Here is a 19,808-nt window from a genome sequence, read left to right on the forward strand (position 1 = left end):
GTCACTATCTTAAAGTTAGTTTTTACCAGTTCCTTTTCACTGTACGGTAGCCATAACCGATGATTACCAGGAAACAAATGAATGGCAAAATGAATGATACATTGACAGCCGGCATGGAAGCTATCTCTTTCATGTCAATAATGCTTGCTTGCAAGGGAGGAAGTATGGAACCTCCCAAAATGGCCATAATCAGACCGGCTGCCCCGAACTTGGCATCGTCTCCCATACCTTTCAATGCAATTCCGTAAATGGTAGGGAACATCAAAGACATACAGGCGGAAACTGCTACCAGACAATACAGTCCGAAGATATTCTGAAGGAAGATCGTTCCTAATGTGAAAATGCCTCCGAAGATGGCAAGGATCATGAGCAACTTCCCTGCATTGAGATAGCGCAGAATGAAAGTACAGATAAAGCGGCTGATACAGAAAATAACCATCGCTACGATATTGTATTGCTGGGACAGAACTTCCGCACTTTTTTCATCCATGCCATATTCTGGTGACATAAACAGGCGTGTACCATACTGAATGATAAAGGTCCAGCACATAATCTGAACACCCACATAGAAGAATTGTGCTATTACACCTTCCCGATAGCGTGTCTGGGTGAAAATACGTTTTAGCGTAGGAAAGAAATCTATTTTGTGATTCTGATCTCCATTCTTGGGCATTTTTACAAATCGTATCAGAAGCAGCATCGCCAGAATAACGAGTCCGATAGTGAGATAAGGAGCTATCAATACGGCAAGATCGCTTTCCTTGATGGCCTGAAACTCACTGTCGTTCAGTAAAGCGCGTTCATCAGTGCCCATCGGGTGCAGTTTAGCCTGAATAAATTGCATCGCCACGTACATTCCGAGCAGCGATCCCATTGGATTGAAAGACTGGGCGAGGTTCAGACGTCTTGTAGCTGTCTCTTCCGTTCCCATAGAAAGTATATAGGGGTTGCAACTGGTTTCCAGAAAGGAGAGTCCGCAGGTCAGAATAAAGTAAGCGATCAGAAACGGGTAATACTCTCCTGTCATCTTGGCGGGAAAGAATAAGAAGGCTCCGAAAGCATACAGGCCGAGTCCTAACAATACTCCGGCTTTATAAGAGAATTTGCGGATGAACATGGCGGCAGGGAAAGCCATGGCAAAATATCCACCGTAAAAGGCTACCTGAACCAGTGCCCCGTCGGTAGCGCTCATCCGGAAAATTTTGGAGAATGCCTTTACCATCGGGTTGGTAATATCGTTCGCAAATCCCCACAGTGCAAAGCAGGAGGTAATAAGTATGAATGGAATAAGATAGCTGACGCCATCCTTTGAGATAATAGACTGCTTAGTGTGTTTCATGGTAATTTCTTGTTATTTTAGGTATTATATAAATGGAACATTCTCTCCATGGGTCTCCATTTCTCAGCGGAACTCATTCCCGGAGCGGCCTGCTGGAGGATGGACATGTATTCTTCCCATTCTTGTTGCCGGGGGAGAGTGTTCAGACGTGCCATGGCTGTGTCCCAGTCAAAGTCGACGGGTGCTTCGACGATCATGAACAAACGGGTGCCGAGAATGTAAATTTCCATCTCAAGGATACCAACTTCATGGATTCCTGCAAGGATTTCGGGCCAAACTTCTGCCTGGCTGTGTCTTTTCCGATATTCAGCTATTAACTCCGGTGAATCCCGTAGATCAAGAGTCTGGCAATATCGCTTGACAGGGACGTTGTAGGTTTTTACTTGATAGCCAGTTTGAGGTGTTTCCATATCTTTCTTATTTTTCAGGGTAATATACTTGTGGTGTAACACTGCGGCTTACTATTTCTCTGATTTCCCGGAGGCTGGATATTTCTCCTTTCGCCATTGCCTGAGTCAGGATATTCCCCATTGCTGTGGCTTCTACCGGTCCGGCATAAACAGGGATGCCGAGTGCGTTGGCAGTAAGTTGGTTGAGCAGTTTATTTTGTGAGCCTCCTCCGATAATGTTTAGCCGGTGAATCGGAGAGGGGAGACAACGATTGAGCTGTGCTACCGCCTCACGATATTTGGAGGCCAGTGACTGTAGTACGCATTTGACCATTTCTGCCTTGTTTCCGGGAACTTTAAGTGAATGATTCCGGCAGTAGTTCAGAAGGGCTGTTTCCATATTTTCGGGGTTCATGAACTCTGCATCGTCCACGGGAATAATCGTGTCAATTTCTGCGTCCGCAGCTTGCGGAAGAATCATATCATAACTTTGTTCTTCGCCACGTAGCTTCCATTCGCTCATCAAGCGTTGCAGAATCCACAGTCCGGTAATGTTTTGCAAGAATCGGATGTGACCGCCTACGCCTCCTTCATTGGTAAATTGAGCCAGTCTCGCTTCTTCCGTCAATATGGGTTCATCCACTTCGACTCCCAACAATGACCAGGTGCCGGAACTGAGAAAGGCTACTTGACCTTCAGTTGCCGGAACGGCAGCAACGGCACTGGCTGTGTCATGCGAGCCGACAGCGATAATGTCGACGGTGCCTAATCCTGTTTCACAGCCTATCTCTTCTTTAAGTGTTCCTCTGACAGTTCCCGGCAGAATAATTTCTCCGAATAAGTGTTCGGGGAGTCCCAAAGTACGGATGGTATCCATCGACCAGTTTCGTTGGTGTGCATCGAGCAGTTCGGAGGTGGAAGCTATGCAATATTCATTATTGGCTACTCCCGTCAGGTAATAGCTGAAGAGGTCGGGCATAAAGAGAAGCCGCTGTGCAACTTCTAGCAGTACATCCTGATTCTGTTGCATGCTGTAAAGCTGAAACAGCGTATTGATAGGCATTACTTGTATGCCTGTGCAGGCGTAATGCTTTTGTGCATCCAGTATTTGAAATACCTTGTCCGGCATTCCGTCTGTTCGGGCATCCCGATAGCAGACAGGGTTGCCCAGTAAATTTCCTTTTTTGTCAATCAGGCCGAAGTCTACTCCCCAGGTATCTATGCCGATTCCTTTGACATGATATCCCTTTTGTGCAGCAAGTTTCAGTCCGGTTTTCATATCTTCGAACAGGGCGGGAAAGTCCCAGTAAACATGATTCCCGAGTTTAACCTGCCGGTTGGTAAAGCGGTGTATTTCTTCTAATTCCAGCTTTCCCTGGAGAAGGGAGCCGGCGATGACCCGACCGCTTCCTCCTCCAAAGTCTACTGCTAAATATGTGTTTCTTGTGGTATCTTTCATGGTATTCCCGGATACTTATTTGGTTTTCTTTCCTAATACGTATATTTCCAGGTCTTCTATTTCTTCCGATGTCAGTACGGAGTAATCACCGCCGGACTGAACTATGATGCGGCAAGCCATTTCGAAGAAGGTAGCCCGTTCGTAAACTTGGTCGAAGTCTTTTCCGCATACTACTTGTCCGTGATTGGTCAGTAAGACGGAATTATGTTTCAGCATTGCTTCTACTACTGCTTTGGCTAATTCGGGAGATCCCGGCCGGTAGTAAGGAATCACGGGAATTTCCGACCCGACATGACAAGGTATTTCTGCCGTTACGTTGAAATTTGTCGGTTTGTTTTTCATGCAAGAGATGGCAGTGGCATATTCCGACTGGAAATGGAGTACTACATTTACATCCGGCCGTTCGCGGAGAACGCCAAGATGGAATGTGCTTTCCATAGATGGTTTTACGCCATTCGTCGGTGTACCGCTGGCTATATTACAGATAGAAACTTTTTCTTTGGCAAGGGTAGGGACCCATGAACCTGTACCCGAAATCAGTGCTTCTTCTCCGATTCTCCAGGAAAGATTACCGCTGCTGCAAAGCATTAATTTTGCGTCTCCGTAGCGGTGTGCCTGTGCCAGAAACAGTTCGATGTGTTCGTCAGTTATCATAGTGTTTTTATTTAAGCCGTCATATAGTGGAAGCTTGTGTTTGAAGACTGCTTCCACTATGATACGGCAAAGTTAAATTATTAAATCAAATAGGACGAAAGATTCTTGTTTATTTATAGATAGGACCGTAAGTTGTACAAGCTCTGTAATCTGCTCCTTCTTTGTCCATACCGAATGCGTTCCATGCAGCCGGACGGAAAATTTCGTTTTCATCTACATTGTGCATGCAAACAGGGATACGAAGCATAGAGGCAAGCGTAATCAGGTCTTGTCCGATGTGACCGTAGCTGATGGCTCCGTGGTTAGCGCCCCAGTTGTTCATTACAGAATATACATCCTTGAAAGCGGATTTATCACACAGACGAGGAACGAACCACGTAGTCGGCCATGTCGGGTCGGTACGCATATTCAGTTTCTGATGGATTTCCGGATCAATCTCAACGGTCCATCCTTCTGCGATTTGCAGGACAGGGCCCAAGCCTTTGATCAGGTTCAGACGCATCATAGTAACAGGCATTCCACCTTTTGAAAGAAAGTTGGACGAGAAGCCGCCGCCACGGAAGTAATCGCGGTCTGCCGGATACCAGGTCGTTGCTTTGAGGCAGTTTTCCACGTCTGCATCAGTCAGATTCCATGGTTCTTTCATGACAGGATTTCCTTCTGCGTCTAATGACTGGCCGGAACCGTCGAGTGTTGTTGCACCAGAGTTGATCAGGTGGATGATACCGTTGGCTGCCAAGCCGGTCAGTTCTTTACCGGTTACACGTTTCACGGCTTCAGGGCTCCAGTACGTACGTACATCAGAGAATATTTGTGCACGATTGGTCAGCAAGTGTCCGAACAGCATTGCTACACCGTTACAAGCATCGTTTTCGGTAGCCACTACGAATGCTTCACGAATACCGTTCCAGTCGAAAGAAGTGTTGAGCAATGCTTCCGGATAGTCACCGTTAGGATAAAAGTCTGTCCATTGGCGTTGTCCCTGGAAGCCGGCAGCGATAGCATTGTGTCCCAAAGCTTCTTCCTTGAATCCCATTTCTTTCAGTTTCGGGTTTCCGGTCATCAGGTCACGCATGATGATCATCATCTTCACGACAAATTCCCAGTCAGCATCTTTTTGTTCGCGCTTTTTGCGTTTCTCCGGGCGGTTCTTGAAGTCTTCTCCTTCATTTACTTTGCAGTATTTTTCAGTCCATGCCATTGCTTTGGCATATTCTTCGTGGTCATAGATACCTTCTTCCATGCGGCGGATGATTTCCGTCAGGTCAATTGACTCATTGCGCATTCCCAGATATTCCTGGAAGAAGTCGGGGTTGACAATAGAGCCGGCGATACCCATTGATACACTACCCATTGACAGATAAGATTTGCCTCTCATCGTTGCTACTGCCTGTGCGGCACGTGCAAAACGAAGAATTTTTTCCGCTACGTCTTCAGGAATTGTATTATCGTCGAGGTCTTGCACATCGCGTCCGTAAATACCGAATGCAGGGAGTCCTTTTTGTGCGTGTCCTGCCAATACGGCTGCAAGGTATACTGCTCCCGGACGCTCGGTTCCGTTGAAGCCCCAGACAGCTTTCGGGTAATGAGGATTCATATCCATTGTCTCCGCACCATAGCACCAGCAGGAGGTAACAGTGATAGTAGACCCAACGCCTTCTCTTTCGAATTTCTCTGCGCAAGCAGCGCTTTCGGCTACACGTCCGATAGTATTGTCTGCAATAATACATTCTACAGGACTTCCGTCACCGTTCTTCAGATTATTGCTGATTAACTCAGCTACTGCTTTGGCAAGGTTCATTGTCTTTTCTTCAAGGCTTTCACGAACACCGCCCTGGCGACCGTCGATAGTGGGACGAATCCCGATTTTCGGATACTTTTTCATGGTTTCTTAATTTTTTTGTTATTTAGTGGTTAATATCTGTGCTGAACTGTGCTGTAAATACAGCAAAAAAAATCACAGGGACTTTCGGAGTCTTACTTCGGTAGGCAGGTACTTTTGTATCGGGACATTGTTCAGGACAAAGTTTGCCGCTTCATTTCCCATCATCTCCCAATCAATACTCAATGAAGTAATTCCTTCGTCGATCACTTCGTAGGAAGGAATATCATTGTATGCCAACAGACCGAAATCTTTTCCGCATTTCAGTCCTTCCAGTCTTCCTTGTTTCACAACCTTCACTACATCTTGTTGCTTGATGGCTATGTAGACTACTCCTTTGCGTACGGTCAGATTCTCGATATCTTCCTGAATTTCGCATAAAAATCCTTGTTCCTCACAAAAACGGGTAAAATACTCTTTACTGCTTTGGGGATGCTTCAGATTTTTAGAGAATAACAGAACAAGTTGTGGGTAGTGCCGTAGTTTCTCCTTCAGCATGAGTAATGCCTGATAGAAAGCTTCATCAAAATCCTGACAGATATAAGAATACTTTTCTTTCTCGAATTTACCGAAGTCAAGAAGCAATAATTTTGTTGGATGAATCTTATTGAGAACCATACTGAATTTCTCATTATCGAAATTCATCACTATGTATTTATTATATTTTCCGACAGATTCGCGGATAATGGTATTGAAAAGCCGTTCATTATATTGATGAAACAGCAAGTCTACTTTGTAATTAATAGGCAGATGTTTGACGAAACTATTGTAAAGGGCTTCTTTAAAAGGAGTGTACTGGTCGAGCAGGAGCAGGACATTGGTCACCTGACTGGTTACATAATATCCTTTTCCCGGAGTGGAATCGATCAGTCCCCGTTCGCGCAAATCAAGAAAGGCCTTGAAAACGGTATCGCGTGATACTCCATATTCTGCACTTAACTGATTGATGGAAGGCAAAGAATCTCCTTCACGAAATTTTTTCATGGAAATCGCCTGGCTTAATGTATCCGCTAATTGCGTAACTTTGCTGGACTGTTGACCGAATGTTTTCTTTTTATCAGTTCGTCTCATACTGTTATAAGATAAATGACTGTGCTGAGCTATGCTGTTGCAAAGAAAAGAAATTTATTCAGAAGTAGAGAACTGTTTTAATATGTTCTATAGCAGGAAATAAAAAAAATCCCCTTCGGCGAACCGAAGAGGATTTATAGCTTTTTCCAAATGTCTTGTTAGGAACCTGCCGAAATTTATTCAGCAGCAGCTTCTGTTGCAGCAGCTTCTTCAGCCGGAGCTTCAGTTGCTTCTTCTGCAGGTGCTTCAGCAGCAGCTTTTTCAGCAGCTTCAGCAGCTTTCTTTTCAGCGAGTGCTTTTGCTTTCACTTCGTTGATCTTCTTTTCTGCTTCCAGACGTGCTTTAGCTTCAGCTTTCTTTTCTTCGTCTTGTTTAGCTTTCAAAGCAGCCAGACCTGACTGTTTGTTGTTCTTCCAAGCTTCGAATTTAGCTTCTGCTTCTGCTTCTCCGAATGCGCCTTTTGCAACACCGCCAAGAAGATGTTTCTTCATGTAAACACCTTCACGAGAAAGGATATTACGTACAGTGTCACTTGGTTGTGCACCTTTCAGTACCCATGCCAATGCAGCGTCGAAATTCAAATCTACTGTAGCAGGATTGGTGTTCGGGTTGTAAGTACCAATCTTCTCAATAAATTTACCATCACGTGGTGCTCTGCTGTCTGCAATTACAATTGAATAAAACGCGTAACTTTTACGTCCGTGTCTTTGCAATCTGATTCTAGTTGCCATTTTTAATAATTGTTTTTAATTAATGATTTGAATTATGCTACTAACTCGTAATAGCGGGCGCAAAGATACAGCTTTTCTTTTGATTGACAAATATTTCCTTTCTTTTTCTTATGAATACCTCCTCGGATATCGGAACAGGATAGCGAGCAGGGCACAGATCCCCATCGTAAACGGATAATAGAGATTGCCGATGATACTGATAGGAGAGATGTTGGCTAACCCTGCAGCAATCAGCATTTGTGCTCCATAGGGTATGATACCTTGTATCAGACAGGAGAATGTATCCAGAATACTGGCTGTTTTTCTCCGGTCGAGATGGAATCTCTTTGCAATATCCTTTGCAATAGGTCCTGTGGTGATGATGGCAATCGTATTGTTGGCAGTGCATAGGTTGGCGATACTTACCAGAGCGGCGATGCTCAGTTCCGCACCACGCTTGCTGTTGACATGACGGGTCAGTTTTTTGATGATGAAATTGATACCTCCGTTATAACGGATTGTTTCGAGCATACCGCCTGCCAGTAATGTGATAATGATCAATTCACCCATGCCTGTGATACCCGTACCCATTGCCCCAAACCAATCGAATACGCCAAAACTTCCGGTAGCTATGCCGATGATACCGCTGGTCAGGATACCAATTATTAATACCAGCATCACGTTCATTCCGGCAATGGCTGTTCCCAGTACTATTATATAAGGTATGACTTTTATCCATTCAATAGTCTGTACTTGTGCGGGCGCAGTGATGGATAGTCCTTGAAAAATGTAGATTCCCAGTACGATAATCGCTGCCGGAACCACAATCATAGAATTTACCCGAAACTTATCACGCATCACGCATTCCTGAGTTTTGGTTGAGGCAATGGTCGTATCGGATATAAACGACAGGTTATCTCCAAAGAAAGAACCTCCGACAACGACTGCTACCATAAACGGAAGGGCGATTTCTGTCTTTTCGGCCAGGCTGACAGCAACGGGAGTAAGGGCTACAATTGTCCCTACGCTGGTTCCGATGGATAATGAGATAAAACAGGCGGCAATGAATATCCCGGCCAATAGCAGATTATCAGGGAGGATATGCAGTGTCAGATTGACGGTTGCATCAATAGCTCCCATCTGCCTGGCGCTTTGTGCGAAAGCTCCGGCAAGGATGAATATCCATATCATCAGAAGGATATTCTTGTTGGCGGCTCCTACGGAGAACTGGTAGATACGCTGGTCGAGCTTCAATCCTCGCGTAATGGCAATTGCGTAACAGGAAGACACGAGGAAAGCCACAGTGATGGGTACTTTATAAAAGTCATTAACAAGAATGGAAGTTACCAGATAAAGGCAGAGAAAGACGAGTAACGGACTCAGTGCCCACCAGCTGCCATGACGTTCTTTATGTATTTTTTCTTCAGTCATAAATTGATATTGTGGTATATATTCGAACTGCAAAGATAGTAAGGAAACACATAAGTACGATAAAAGGCTCAGATTTTCATCTTTTCTTTTTCCGTTTCATCTTTTCTTTTTCCGCTTCGGAAATTAAATTCCCGTTCTTTTTTCTTCTTTCCGCTACTTTCGTGCCGTTGACAACGTAACTAATGTAGAATAGAATGACAACGACTAATTTTTCATTGTGTATTTTTTGTCTTTGCCTGCTCACATCGTGTAGTAAGGGTGAGAAGAAAACAAACGAGCTTGTACGGGTAAAAGTGGCGGAAGTGGAAATACTGGTTCCTTCTGCCGAGCGTGAATTTTCGTTTATTGCCAAACCATTCAAGGAGACCGAACTCTCTTTTCGGGTGGGCGGACCGATTGACCGTTTCGAAGTGTATGCGGGTAATTACTATCATCGGGGAGATATCATAGCTGAAATCGATTCCCGTGATTTTCGTATTCGTAAGGAACGTGCGGAAGCTGTTTATCATCAGGCAAAAGCAGAATTTGAGCGAATCAAAGTGTTGTATGAGAAAAACAACCTGTCCGCCAGTGCCTATGAAAAAGCACGTGCAGACTATACTTCTGCCAAAACTGCTTATGAAACAGCTGTAAATGAACTTGAAGATACGAAACTTATTGCTCCTTTTGACGGATATATAGGGGAAGTCTACATTGAAAAATATCAGGATGTGAAAGCGACTCAGTCTGTCGTCTCTTTTATCGATATCACTCAGTTGAAGATAGAAGCGTATGTTACTCAGGAGATCGCATTTCAAGCGAAGGAAATCAAGGAAGTGGGTATTCGTTTTGATGTTCGTCCCGAAGCAGTATATCCGGCTAAAGTGATAGAGGTTTCAAAGAGTACGACGCGCAATAATCTTTCTTTCCTGATGACGGCATTGCTGCCCAACAAACAAGGAGAATGGCCAGCCGGTATCTCAGGAAAAATGTTGTTGGACCTTCCTGCTACATCATCTGTTCCTATGGTGACTGTTCCGCAAACGGCCCTTAATCATCGTCCCACTGAAGGAGACTATGTATGGATGGTGGATCAAACGACAGGACAAGTCGTGAAGAGAAAAGTCGTTTTAGGCGAATTGCTTTCCAATGGAAAAGTAGAAGTGAAAGGCGGATTGCAGGCAGGAGATAAAGTCGCGGTGAGCAAATTACGTTTTCTTTCGGACGGAATGCCTGTAGATATCATTTCTCAGAAAGAAAAAAGGGCGGTTACCGCTCAAAAGTAAGTAGAAGAATATGAAGTTGGTAAAATATTTCTTGCAGAAGAAGTCGGTGACTATTCTGCTGTTGATATTAGTGCTGGGAGGAGGATTGTTTTCTTATGTCAAGATGGGAAAACTGGAAGATGCTCCGTTTACTATTAAGCAAGCATTGGTGATGACTCCATATCCGGGTGCTTCCCCTTCCGAAGTACAATCTCAGGTGACGGATGTATTGGAGGAATCGATACAGTCATTAGGCGAATTATATTATCTGAAAACTGAAAATCGGGCAGGCTTATCCAAGATCACGGTGTATGTAAAGAAAGAAATCCGGGCGGATGAGATGCAGCAGTTGTGGGATAAACTTCGTCGGAAGGTCAATGATGTACAGTCGAAACTTCCTGCAGGAGCCGGTCCTTCAGTGGTGAATGATGATTTCGGTGATGTGCTGGGTGTTTTCTATGGTCTGACGGGTGAAGGATATTCATATCGGGAACTGGAAAATCAGGCGAAGCTTATCAAGAATGTACTGCTCAGGGTGAAGGATGTGGCAAAAGTGGAGATTTATGGTGTACAGTCTCCAACGATTGACGTCATTCTTAATCCTTCCGTTATGGCACGGAGTGGAATCACGACTACGGATATTTCACGTGCCTTCGATGCACAGAACAGGGTAGTGGATGCCGGAGGAATTGATGCCGGCGTAAACAGAATACGGATTGAATCTACCGGTAATTTTTATTCTCTGGATGATATTCGGAATATGACTATCGTATCACGTACAGGAGAGCATTTCCGGCTGGCTGATATTGCAGAGATTGAAGAGAGTTATCAGACGCCTCCAAGTAACAAAATGCGGATTGACGGGAAACCTGCGGTAGGTATTGCTATTTCTACGATACTCACAGGAAATGTTGTCGATATGGCAGAGGCGGTAAAACAGGAGATTGACCATTTTGCAGAGACCATGCCCGAAGGTTTTGAGCTGCAGACGATTTATGATCAGGGTTATGAATCGGCAGTGGGCAATCAGGGATTTATTCTGAACCTGATTATATCTGTTGTAACGGTAGTAGCTATTCTGTTGTTTTTTATAGGATTCAAGAATGGTATTCTGATTGGCAGCGGATTGGTGTTTTCCATCTTTGCGACTTTGATTGTGATGCTTTCACAGGGAATTGCCTTGCAACGTATGTCACTTGCTGCCATTATCATAGCTATGGGAATGTTGGTAGATAATGCCATTGTGGTCTCCGATTCGGCATTGGTCAATATGCAGCGGGGAATGCGGAAACGGGTAGCCATATTGCGGGCTTGTTCTTCAACTTCGTTGCCCTTATTGGCGGCGACAGTCATTGCGATTCTAACTTTTTTACCTATATATTATTCGCCGCATATTACCGGCGAGTTATTGTCATCCTTAGTTGTAGTTATCGGCGTTTCGCTGATGTTCAGTTGGGTCTTTGCGCTGACGCAGACTCCTTTCTTTATTCAGGAGTTTGTCCGTCGGCCAAGACCCAACGAACTTAAGGCGGCTCTTTTTGCAGGCAAGTATTATGATAAATTTCGTTCTGCATTGAGATGGGTGATTCGTCACCGGTATGCAACGATTGGGTGTATGGTCATTATGCTGGTATTGTCGGCATGGAGTTTCAAGTTCATTCCGAAGGTCTTTGTCCCCGCATTGGATAAGCAGTATTTTACATTGGATATGTGGCTGCCCGAAGGGACACGGATTGAAGAAACAGATAAGATGGTGATGGATATGGCAGAGTATATCCGCGGACAGGAAGAAACGGAAATGGTATCTACTTATGTAGGACGGACTCCGCCGCGTTATTACTTGTCAAACGTTTCCTTTGGACCTCAATCCAACTATGCACAAATTTTGGTGAAATGCAAGACTTCGAAACTTTCCCGTCAGCTGCATGCCCGTTTGCAGGACTCTGTTTCGTTGAAGTTTCCCGAACCGTTGATTAAAGTAAATAAATTCGAGCTAAGTCCGTTAACGGAAGCGGTGATCGAGGCTCGTTTCCTCGGACCGGACCCTGCTGTACTTGATTCTTTGGTAGGGCAGGCCATTGAGATTATGCGACAAAATCCTAAAGTTGCGGATGCCCGGAACGAATGGGGGAATATGTCGATGGTTATCCGTCCGGTATATGATCCGGTGAAGGCCGGAGCATTAGGAATTACAAAAGCTTCGATGATGGAATCGGTAAAATCAATTAATGATGGTTTGCCTGTCGGTGTCTATCGGGATAATGAGAAAAAAGTTCCTGTTCTTTTGAAATCGGGTAATGTGGATATAGCGGACACCCATTCTTTGGGAGACTTTTCGATATGGAATGGAGAAAGGTCGGCTCCGCTTTCGCAGGTAACAGAACGGATAGAGACAACCTGGGAGTTTCCCCAGGTGAGAACTTATAACCGTCAGCTGTCAATGGCTGCAATGTGTGGCGTGAAACCGGGGCATACGATGGCGGAAGTACATGGAGAAATCCGGAAAGAAATAGAGAACATCCAGCTTCCTGAAGGATATACTTTCTTTTGGGATGCCCAGTATAAAGATCAGGGTGAGGCGATGCAGGCCATTGCTAAATATTTCCCATTGGCATTCCTTGCATTAGTGGTTATCCTGGTAGGGCTGTTCGGTAATTTCCGTGAACCGATTATTATTCTTTGTGTCTTGCCTTTGTCTTTGATAGGTATTGCGGTGGGGATGCTCTTGACCGGTTTTGACTTCGGTTTCTTTCCGATAGCCGGTTGGCTGGGGTTGCTTGGAATGATAATCAAGAATGTGATTGTACTGATTGATGAAATCAATGTGCAGCATCGTAGTGGAATTGATCTGTATACCTCTATTGTTGAGGCTACGGTTTCCCGAACCCGTCCGGTATTGATGGCGGCAACCACTACCATCTTCGGTATGGTCCCTCTATTGTTTGATGTCGCTTTCGGCGGAATGGCTGCGACTATTATTTTCGGACTGACGTTTGCCACGGGATTGACCTTGTTTGTCACGCCTGCATTATATTCAATGTTTTATAAAGTAAAAGGAAAATAAAGATGAAAATAAGGATATATAGCTTGTTGTTATGTGGTTTTGCTTTAGGGTCTTTGTCTGCTTTAGCCCAGCAAAGTCCTCTTCTTGAAAAGTACCGGACTATGGCATTGGATTACAATCACGACTTGAAAGCGGCTGAGAAGAATATAGCTGCCAGTATGGAAGTGGAAAAATCGGCACGGGCAGATTTGAAACCGAAACTTTCCGGAACAGCTAACTTTCAGTATACGGAGAATCCGTTGGAATTGACTCTGGATGTCCCTTCTTTAGGATTATCAAGAACAGTGGAAGGGAAACAACTGAACTATGGTGGTTCTCTTTCCATTCTGCAACCGGTCTATACAGGCGGACGAGTACTGGAATCCATCCGTATGGCACAACATCAGCAATCATTTGCTGCCAATCAGGCAAAGGCATTGAATGATGCTGTTTGCTATCAAACGGATATTCAATACTGGAGTGCCGTAGCCCGGCAGGAGATTGTGACTGTTGCCGAAGATTTTCGTAACTCAATAGCCGCTTTGGTTAAAACAATTAAAGAAAGGGTAGAGGTGGGGCTGGTTGATCCGCAGGATTTACTGATGGCGGAAGTAAAACTGAACGAAGCGGAGTACCAGTTGCTCCAGGCACAAAGTAATTTTGAAACAGGGCGGATGGCATTGAATTCTATGATTGGTGTCCGGCTGGAACATCATACGGAACTGGATTCACAGATACCGGTGGTGGTTGTCGATGATTCTACATGGTTGTCTACCGGTATGGCACGTCCTGAAATTCAGATGGCTTATGACCGGATTCGTATGGCCGAGAGTACGAAAAAGTTGAATGATTCGCAGTTCAAACCTCAGTTTTATGTGGGAATAGACGGGAGTTACTCTTCTCCCGGATATAATTTCAAGAAAGATCTGGATCCCAATTATGCTGTTTATGCAAAAGTCTCAGTACCTATTTTTGAGTGGGGAAGCGTAAAAGTGAGAAGCGTGCTTCCTCCTTTCGGGTAGGTATGGCAGAGGATAATCTGAATAAAGTGATGGATCAGGTTGAACTGGAAATAGGAGTGGCACGTAAAGCGCTGTCACAAGCAATGGAACGGGTTCGTTTGAGCGAAAATTCACTGGCGAAGGCAGAAGAGAATGAAGCGAAAGCAATAGAACGTTATAATGAAGGAAAAGTGTCAGTGGTGGAAGTGATTGACGCGCAAACCTATCGGCAGACATCGCAGGTGAATTATGTACAAGCCAAAGCTGCGGCACAAGGACACTATTCGGAGTTAATAAAAGCGCTCCACGGATATGATTGTCGATAAAAAGCACTAACTTTGTATGAAAAGAGCCAACTGTATGAATGTAAAGTTGAACACCTTATTGTATATAGCGCTGTTTTCAGGATTGGGTATATTCTCTTTCCTGTTACTGATAAATTATGCAACCTTCTCTGATCGGGTTGCCGATATGCTACATTCAGTCAGTACACTGGGGTTCTTCATACTGGCTTTTAATGTGCTGGGATATACTACCATCAGGCTGAGTTCATGGATTGATAATCAGTATGCGTTGAATTTGCATCGGCGTTGGAAGCTGGTTTCAGTCTATATTATCGTAATGGGGATGTTTCTTTTGCTGAACTACGGTTTAATGGTAACTGCCAAGTTGTTGGCAGGAGCTTCTTATCCGTTTACGTTTCCCAACGGAGGCTGGCGGATTCTTATAACTGTATGGCTGGTAGAGCTCGTCATCCTTGGATTGTTGCTGGCCAATCGTTCCATGCGTAATACGTTAAGATTACAACAGAAAGCGGCTGCCTTGCAAAAAGAGAATAATACGGCACGCTATACAGCTCTACAGAATCAGTTGAATCCTCATTTCTTGTTTAACAGTCTGAATACCTTGATTTCTGAGATTCGCTACAATCCGGCTAATGCGGAATTGTTCACCCAGCATCTTTCGGATGTGTATCGCTATATTCTTCAGTGTCAGAATCAAAGGCTGACAACACTGCGAGAGGAAATGGATTTTCTGAACTCTTATATTTTTCTGCATAGGGTTCGTTTGGGCGATTGCATTCATATTGACAACCGTATTCCGAAGACTTGTATGGAGGCTCAGTTGCCTCCGCTTACTATTCAATTGTTAGCGGAGAATGTAATCAAACATAATGTCATTCATACGGGAAAACCGATGACTATCGAACTTCTTTATATGGAAAAGGAACGGGAACTGATCGTCAGAAACCGGATACAAACTAAAAAAACAGTGGTAACTTCCGGAATGGGACTTAAGAACCTTTCTGCCCGATATATGTTGTTGTGCAACCGTGACATTGTGGTAGAAAATGACCGGAAAGAGTTTACCGTAAAAATACCTTTGCTCTATGAATAAGATAAAAGCAGCCATCATAGAAGATGAAATTCCGGCAGCCCGTCTGCTGAGGGATACGTTATTGTCTCTTCGTCCCGATTGGGAGGTACAGTTATTGCCCGGTAATATTGAAGAGGCAGTAGAGTGGTTCGGGCAGCATCCTCATCCGGATATCCTGTTTCTGGATATTCAGCTAACGGATGGCAATTCTTTTCTTTTTATAGAACAGGCGCATCCGGAGAGTATGATTGTATTTACTACTGCTTATGACGAATATGCTGTGCGTGCTTTCTCAGTGAATAGCATTGACTATCTTTTGAAGCCGATTCATGAAGACCGCCTGATGCAGACCATTCAACGTTTTGAAGGATTGACAAAGAACTACATCCATGATTTCAATCAGGAAAGCCGGATGCTGGAAATATTGCAGCAACTTTCTGCTGCGCAGGAGACCTCTGTCTCTGTGCAGAAAAAGTATCGTACTCGTTTCCTTATTTCTAGTGGCGAGAAACTATTCACCTTACAGGTGAGTGATATCGCTTACTTTTATTCGGAAAATAAGCTCACCTTTGCCGTAACCCATAAGAATCGTGAGTATCTCATTGATCTGGCACTAGACCGATTGAGTGAACAACTCGATCCGGATCACTTTTTCCGGACGAATCGTCAGACATTAGTCTGTATTGATGCCATTCAGCGTATTGAATCCTATTTCTTAGGAAAGGCAATCGTTCATGTACAACCACCTTTCAAAGATAAGATAATGATAAGTAAAGACAAGATGGCTTCATTCAGAATGTGGCTGAATTATTAGCTGTTTTGTTATCTTCCAAAAGGGAATTGATTTCCCCTATAGCAATACAATACGTTTTTGCATGATATCTGTCAGTTGCGCCTTCAACTGACGGGCATTGATAGGTTTCGGCATATACCCGTCAAAACCACTTTCCATCACCCGTTGCTCGTCTGAAGCATATGCAAAAGCCGTAATGGCGATAATCGGTACTTTGGCAGAGTACTTGCGGATTTCTTTGGTTGCTTCATATCCATCCAGGACAGGCATATTGATATCCATTAATATAATTTGTGGATTATGCTCCTTGAACATGTTTACAGCTTCCTGACCATCCCAGGCATGAAGCAGATGATAATCATATTTTAGAATAGATTCGAACAACTTATAATTGCTTTCATTATCTTCAGCAATCAAAATTACCAGCTTATCCTTTTCTATGGCAATAGGTTGTATGTCCTTTGGAAGGCTCTTCTTAACAGTCTCTGCTTGCTTGTAAGGCAAAGTGAACCAGAATGTAGAGCCGTTTCCTTCTTCTGATTCTACCCCGATTTTACCTCCCATGTGTTCGACAAGTGTCTGGCAGATTGAGAGTCCTAAACCCGTACCTTGTGCAAATGAATTTAATTTGACGAAACGTCCAAAAATACTTTTTTGCTTATCTTGAGGAATGCCGCAACCTGTATCAGCCACATAGAAATATAATTCATTGTTCTGACGTTTGTATCCAAATCGGATACTACCTTGAATGGTGAATTTTATGGCATTCGTCACCAGGTTAATAATTAACTGAGATAACCTGTTCTTTTCTATATGTGCGAAACATGGTTCTTCAGGAGCTACGAATTCCAGTTTGACAGCATCCGACTTAAGTTTCAGTTGACACATGTTTTCCAGGTCTTTCATTAAATCATTGATTTCAACATTGGAATAGTGCAGGTCCAATGTTCCTGCTTCTATTTTTGATAAATCAAGGATATCACTGATGAGCTGCAATAATAACGTATTATTGTTTTCAATGATACTGACATATTCTTGTTTTTCCTCTTCTTCTTCGGTGGATGCCAATATACCGGAGAAACCGACGATAGCATTTAGAGGAGTACGAATTTCATGACTCATGTTGGCAAGGAAAGCAGACTTCAGCCGATTGGACTCTTCGGCACGGTTTTTGGCATTAATCAGTTCCATCTCCATTTTTTTTCGTTCAGTGATAACGAGTGAGGAGCCAACAAGAGTCAATGGGTTGCCATTTTCGTCCCGCGTTTCAACGGCTGCTTGGGCTTCCACCCATTCTATCCTATGAAATCCTTTTTGTGTGCTGACTACGCGATATTCTTCTTTTACTTTTTCCGAATGACCGTCTATTAAGTTCTGATAAGCTTGTTCTACCCGTTTCCGGTCTTCCTTAAATATCTTGGAAAAATAGTGATAGTCGGGTACTGCCAGTTGTTCTTCGGCAACGTCTTTTCCTTGTGTGCTAAGTTCTATCGGTTTGTTGATGTCGCATAAAATTGTTTTACTTCGCAAATCCCATTTCCATGGCACGATATTAGCTACGTCAAGTGACATGGCGAGTTTGTTGTTGATAGTGCTTAGCTTTTGTTGTGCCTTATGGAGCTCTGTGCTGTTCAGGCAAAATACATCAATCATATTATTTTGCCGGTTTGCTTTAAGTACTATATCGTAGAAGGTATCTATTTTTTTGAAATAGTAGGGGAATGTTATTACTTTATTTTCTGATAAGGCTATTTGAGTGAAGTGCAGGAAGTCCGGCATTGATTCTGGAAATATTTCACTCGCTTTTTTCCCGACAACTTCTTCTTTGCGGAAAAAGTTTTTCTCAAAATGCGCATTCACATTGCGGTAAATCAGTTCTACGGGAATGCCATTTTTATCAGCAAGCACTTCTTCCTGCATATAGAGAATGGGCATGTTATTAACCAGATTCTTATAATTTGTCATTGCGTCAATTTCTTTTTGCTGTGCTTTTTTGATGCTATTCAGGCTATGGATACGATAAAAGAATACGATTGCCAGTAATATCATAAAAGACAAGGTACCCATAATGAAATATTTGTTCTGTTTCCAGAATCCAAGCGGTTTATTCAGAAAATGTGTGTTTGGAGGACACATGGAAGGAGAGAATCCTTTACGGAGTAATATCGTATAGTTGATAATAGGTGCGCCATCTGATGGCATATAAAAGGGAATTTCTCTAGCCGGCTTTCCTGTAAGTATTTCTGAAATGGTATGAATTAATTGCTGGTTATAGTGTTTTTGGTCATAAGTATAACCACCTATCATGCCACCGTTTTCTTCTGTTATATCAGCCATATTAAGGGTGAAAATTGGAGCTGTAGTTGTTACGATAAGTTTGTGAGCATTGGTAACCAATGAAGTATTACCTGCAAATGTCGTTTTGTAGAACCAGGAAGCAAATAAAATTCCGGTTGTATTCGGATCAACATGATACAATGAATCCAATAATTGGTTCGTTGTCATTTTTTGTGGCGTGATGTACTGGTATTCAATATTAGGATTTATGGTTTTTAACTTTGTCTGTATTTCCTGATTATTGGTCTGATTGACTTCTCGCTCGTCACCGATAAATATGAATTTCTTCATATCAGGGATTATGTGAGAAATCAGTTGGATATTTTCCCGTAAATAAAGGTTTGAATATAAAAGTACCAGATTGTAGGGATCGGCAAGTTGGGAGATCGGAACACGCTCCGCTTGTGTAACTGGTTGTTTGTAGATGTAGGTGTCTTTAGGACCTATAAACTTTTCTTCCGAACAGAGTACAATAGGAATGTCTCCCCAAAGCTCTCTATATTCATCACGTAGTAATAGAGAAGGGTTTCCCAATAATATTAGCAGCCGTGGGCGATGATGCTCGTATTTCTGAGAGATCATATTCTTGAATTCTCCTAAAATCGTATCGTTATCGATCATTAAAGTATTCATATGTTCCGCATATAATGCCAGTTTTGGGTTCTTTTGAACGTACTCCGATACGGTTGAAATCATCCTGTTACTCCAAGGAGAAGATTCTGCATAGGAATTGATGCATAAAATATAGTTTGAAATATCTATGTGGTCTCTTTGTGCTAAAATAGGAGTAATAGATATGAAACATAGAAAAAATGCTAGCACATATTTTTTCATATTCATGAGAGTATGATGTTTGTGTTCGATATATTATTTATTGATTTGATACGGGCAAAAGTACTAAAAACAATCTGAAAAACGATGGCATCCAATTAAAAAATAATAAAGTAGATGTATTGTTCAAGGAATTTCGAATCCGACCTTATGCGGATGTGTAAACCAAAAATATGTAGGTGTACGAAAAAGGATGCACTTGTTTTTATCAATAATTAGCCTATTGTTGTCTGTTTTTATTGATGAA

Annotated in this window: 13 protein-coding genes and 1 pseudogene; 5 read left to right on the plus strand and 9 right to left on the minus strand. The window is 43.1% G+C overall.

Features of this window, described 5'->3' with window-relative positions; translation table 11 throughout:
• Nucleotides 1–22: 22 nt before the first annotated feature.
• The 8 genes from fucP to KTR07_RS09945 form a co-directional block, all read right to left on the minus strand.
• On the minus strand, nt 23–1,339 hold the full coding sequence (gene fucP, locus KTR07_RS09910; RefSeq protein WP_008763019.1) for an L-fucose:H+ symporter permease: 1,317 nt from the start codon (nt 1,337–1,339) through the stop codon (nt 23–25).
• A gap of 17 nt (nt 1,340–1,356) precedes the next feature.
• Entirely contained in the window at nt 1,357–1,749 is a 393-nt protein-coding gene (locus KTR07_RS09915) for an L-rhamnose mutarotase (protein ID WP_008763020.1), read from the minus strand.
• A 7-nt stretch (nt 1,750–1,756) separates the two neighbouring features.
• On the minus strand, nt 1,757–3,187 hold the full coding sequence (locus KTR07_RS09920) for a rhamnulokinase family protein (protein WP_113748392.1): 1,431 nt from the start codon (nt 3,185–3,187) through the stop codon (nt 1,757–1,759).
• Nucleotides 3,188–3,202: 15 nt separating this feature from the next.
• The gene (locus KTR07_RS09925; RefSeq protein WP_113748393.1) at nt 3,203–3,841 is read right to left on the minus strand and encodes a class II aldolase/adducin family protein; all 639 of its coding nucleotides are present in this window, start codon (nt 3,839–3,841) and stop codon (nt 3,203–3,205) included.
• A gap of 109 nt (nt 3,842–3,950) precedes the next feature.
• On the minus strand, nt 3,951–5,726 hold the full coding sequence (fucI, locus tag KTR07_RS09930) for an L-fucose isomerase (RefSeq protein ID WP_113748394.1): 1,776 nt from the start codon (nt 5,724–5,726) through the stop codon (nt 3,951–3,953).
• A gap of 72 nt (nt 5,727–5,798) precedes the next feature.
• A complete protein-coding gene (locus tag KTR07_RS09935; protein ID WP_011107685.1) occupies nt 5,799–6,794 on the minus strand; it encodes a GntR family transcriptional regulator in 996 nt (331 codons plus the stop codon).
• A gap of 176 nt (nt 6,795–6,970) precedes the next feature.
• Nucleotides 6,971–7,525 (minus strand): 30S ribosomal protein S16, encoded by a 555-nt coding sequence (locus KTR07_RS09940; protein WP_008763025.1) that lies wholly within the window; start codon nt 7,523–7,525, stop codon nt 6,971–6,973.
• Between the two features lie 108 nt (nt 7,526–7,633).
• Nucleotides 7,634–8,935: a Na+/H+ antiporter NhaC family protein gene (locus KTR07_RS09945; protein WP_074858733.1), complete on the minus strand. Its 1,302-nt coding sequence runs from the start codon at nt 8,933–8,935 to the stop codon at nt 7,634–7,636.
• A gap of 194 nt (nt 8,936–9,129) precedes the next feature.
• Between KTR07_RS09945 and KTR07_RS09950 the strand changes: the two genes are divergently transcribed.
• From KTR07_RS09950 to KTR07_RS09970, 5 genes and pseudogenes are all read left to right on the plus strand, one after another.
• Nucleotides 9,130–10,200, plus strand: a complete 1,071-nt coding sequence (locus KTR07_RS09950) for an efflux RND transporter periplasmic adaptor subunit (RefSeq protein WP_113748395.1) — start codon at nt 9,130–9,132, stop codon at nt 10,198–10,200.
• Nucleotides 10,201–10,210: 10 nt separating this feature from the next.
• A complete protein-coding gene (locus KTR07_RS09955; protein WP_113748396.1) occupies nt 10,211–13,243 on the plus strand; it encodes an efflux RND transporter permease subunit in 3,033 nt (1,010 codons plus the stop codon).
• A gap of 2 nt (nt 13,244–13,245) precedes the next feature.
• Nucleotides 13,246–14,549 (plus strand): annotated as a pseudogene (locus tag KTR07_RS09960) (TolC family protein).
• 16 nt (nt 14,550–14,565) lie between these two features.
• Nucleotides 14,566–15,621, plus strand: a complete 1,056-nt coding sequence (locus tag KTR07_RS09965) for a sensor histidine kinase (RefSeq protein ID WP_011107683.1) — start codon at nt 14,566–14,568, stop codon at nt 15,619–15,621.
• Complete coding sequence (locus KTR07_RS09970) at nt 15,614–16,414, plus strand: LytTR family DNA-binding domain-containing protein (protein ID WP_072066284.1); 801 nt, start codon at nt 15,614–15,616, stop codon at nt 16,412–16,414. The genes KTR07_RS09965 and KTR07_RS09970 overlap by 8 nt, the downstream gene beginning before the upstream one ends.
• Before the next feature lie 36 nt (nt 16,415–16,450).
• On the opposite strand, the gene KTR07_RS09975 is transcribed toward KTR07_RS09970, so the two are convergent.
• Complete coding sequence (locus KTR07_RS09975) at nt 16,451–19,570, minus strand: ATP-binding protein (RefSeq protein WP_117981597.1); 3,120 nt, start codon at nt 19,568–19,570, stop codon at nt 16,451–16,453.
• Nucleotides 19,571–19,808 lie beyond the last annotated feature (238 nt).

This window comes from Bacteroides sp. MSK.20.82, assembly GCF_019052485.1.
Taxonomy (GTDB): Bacteria; Bacteroidota; Bacteroidia; order Bacteroidales; family Bacteroidaceae; genus Bacteroides; species Bacteroides thetaiotaomicron.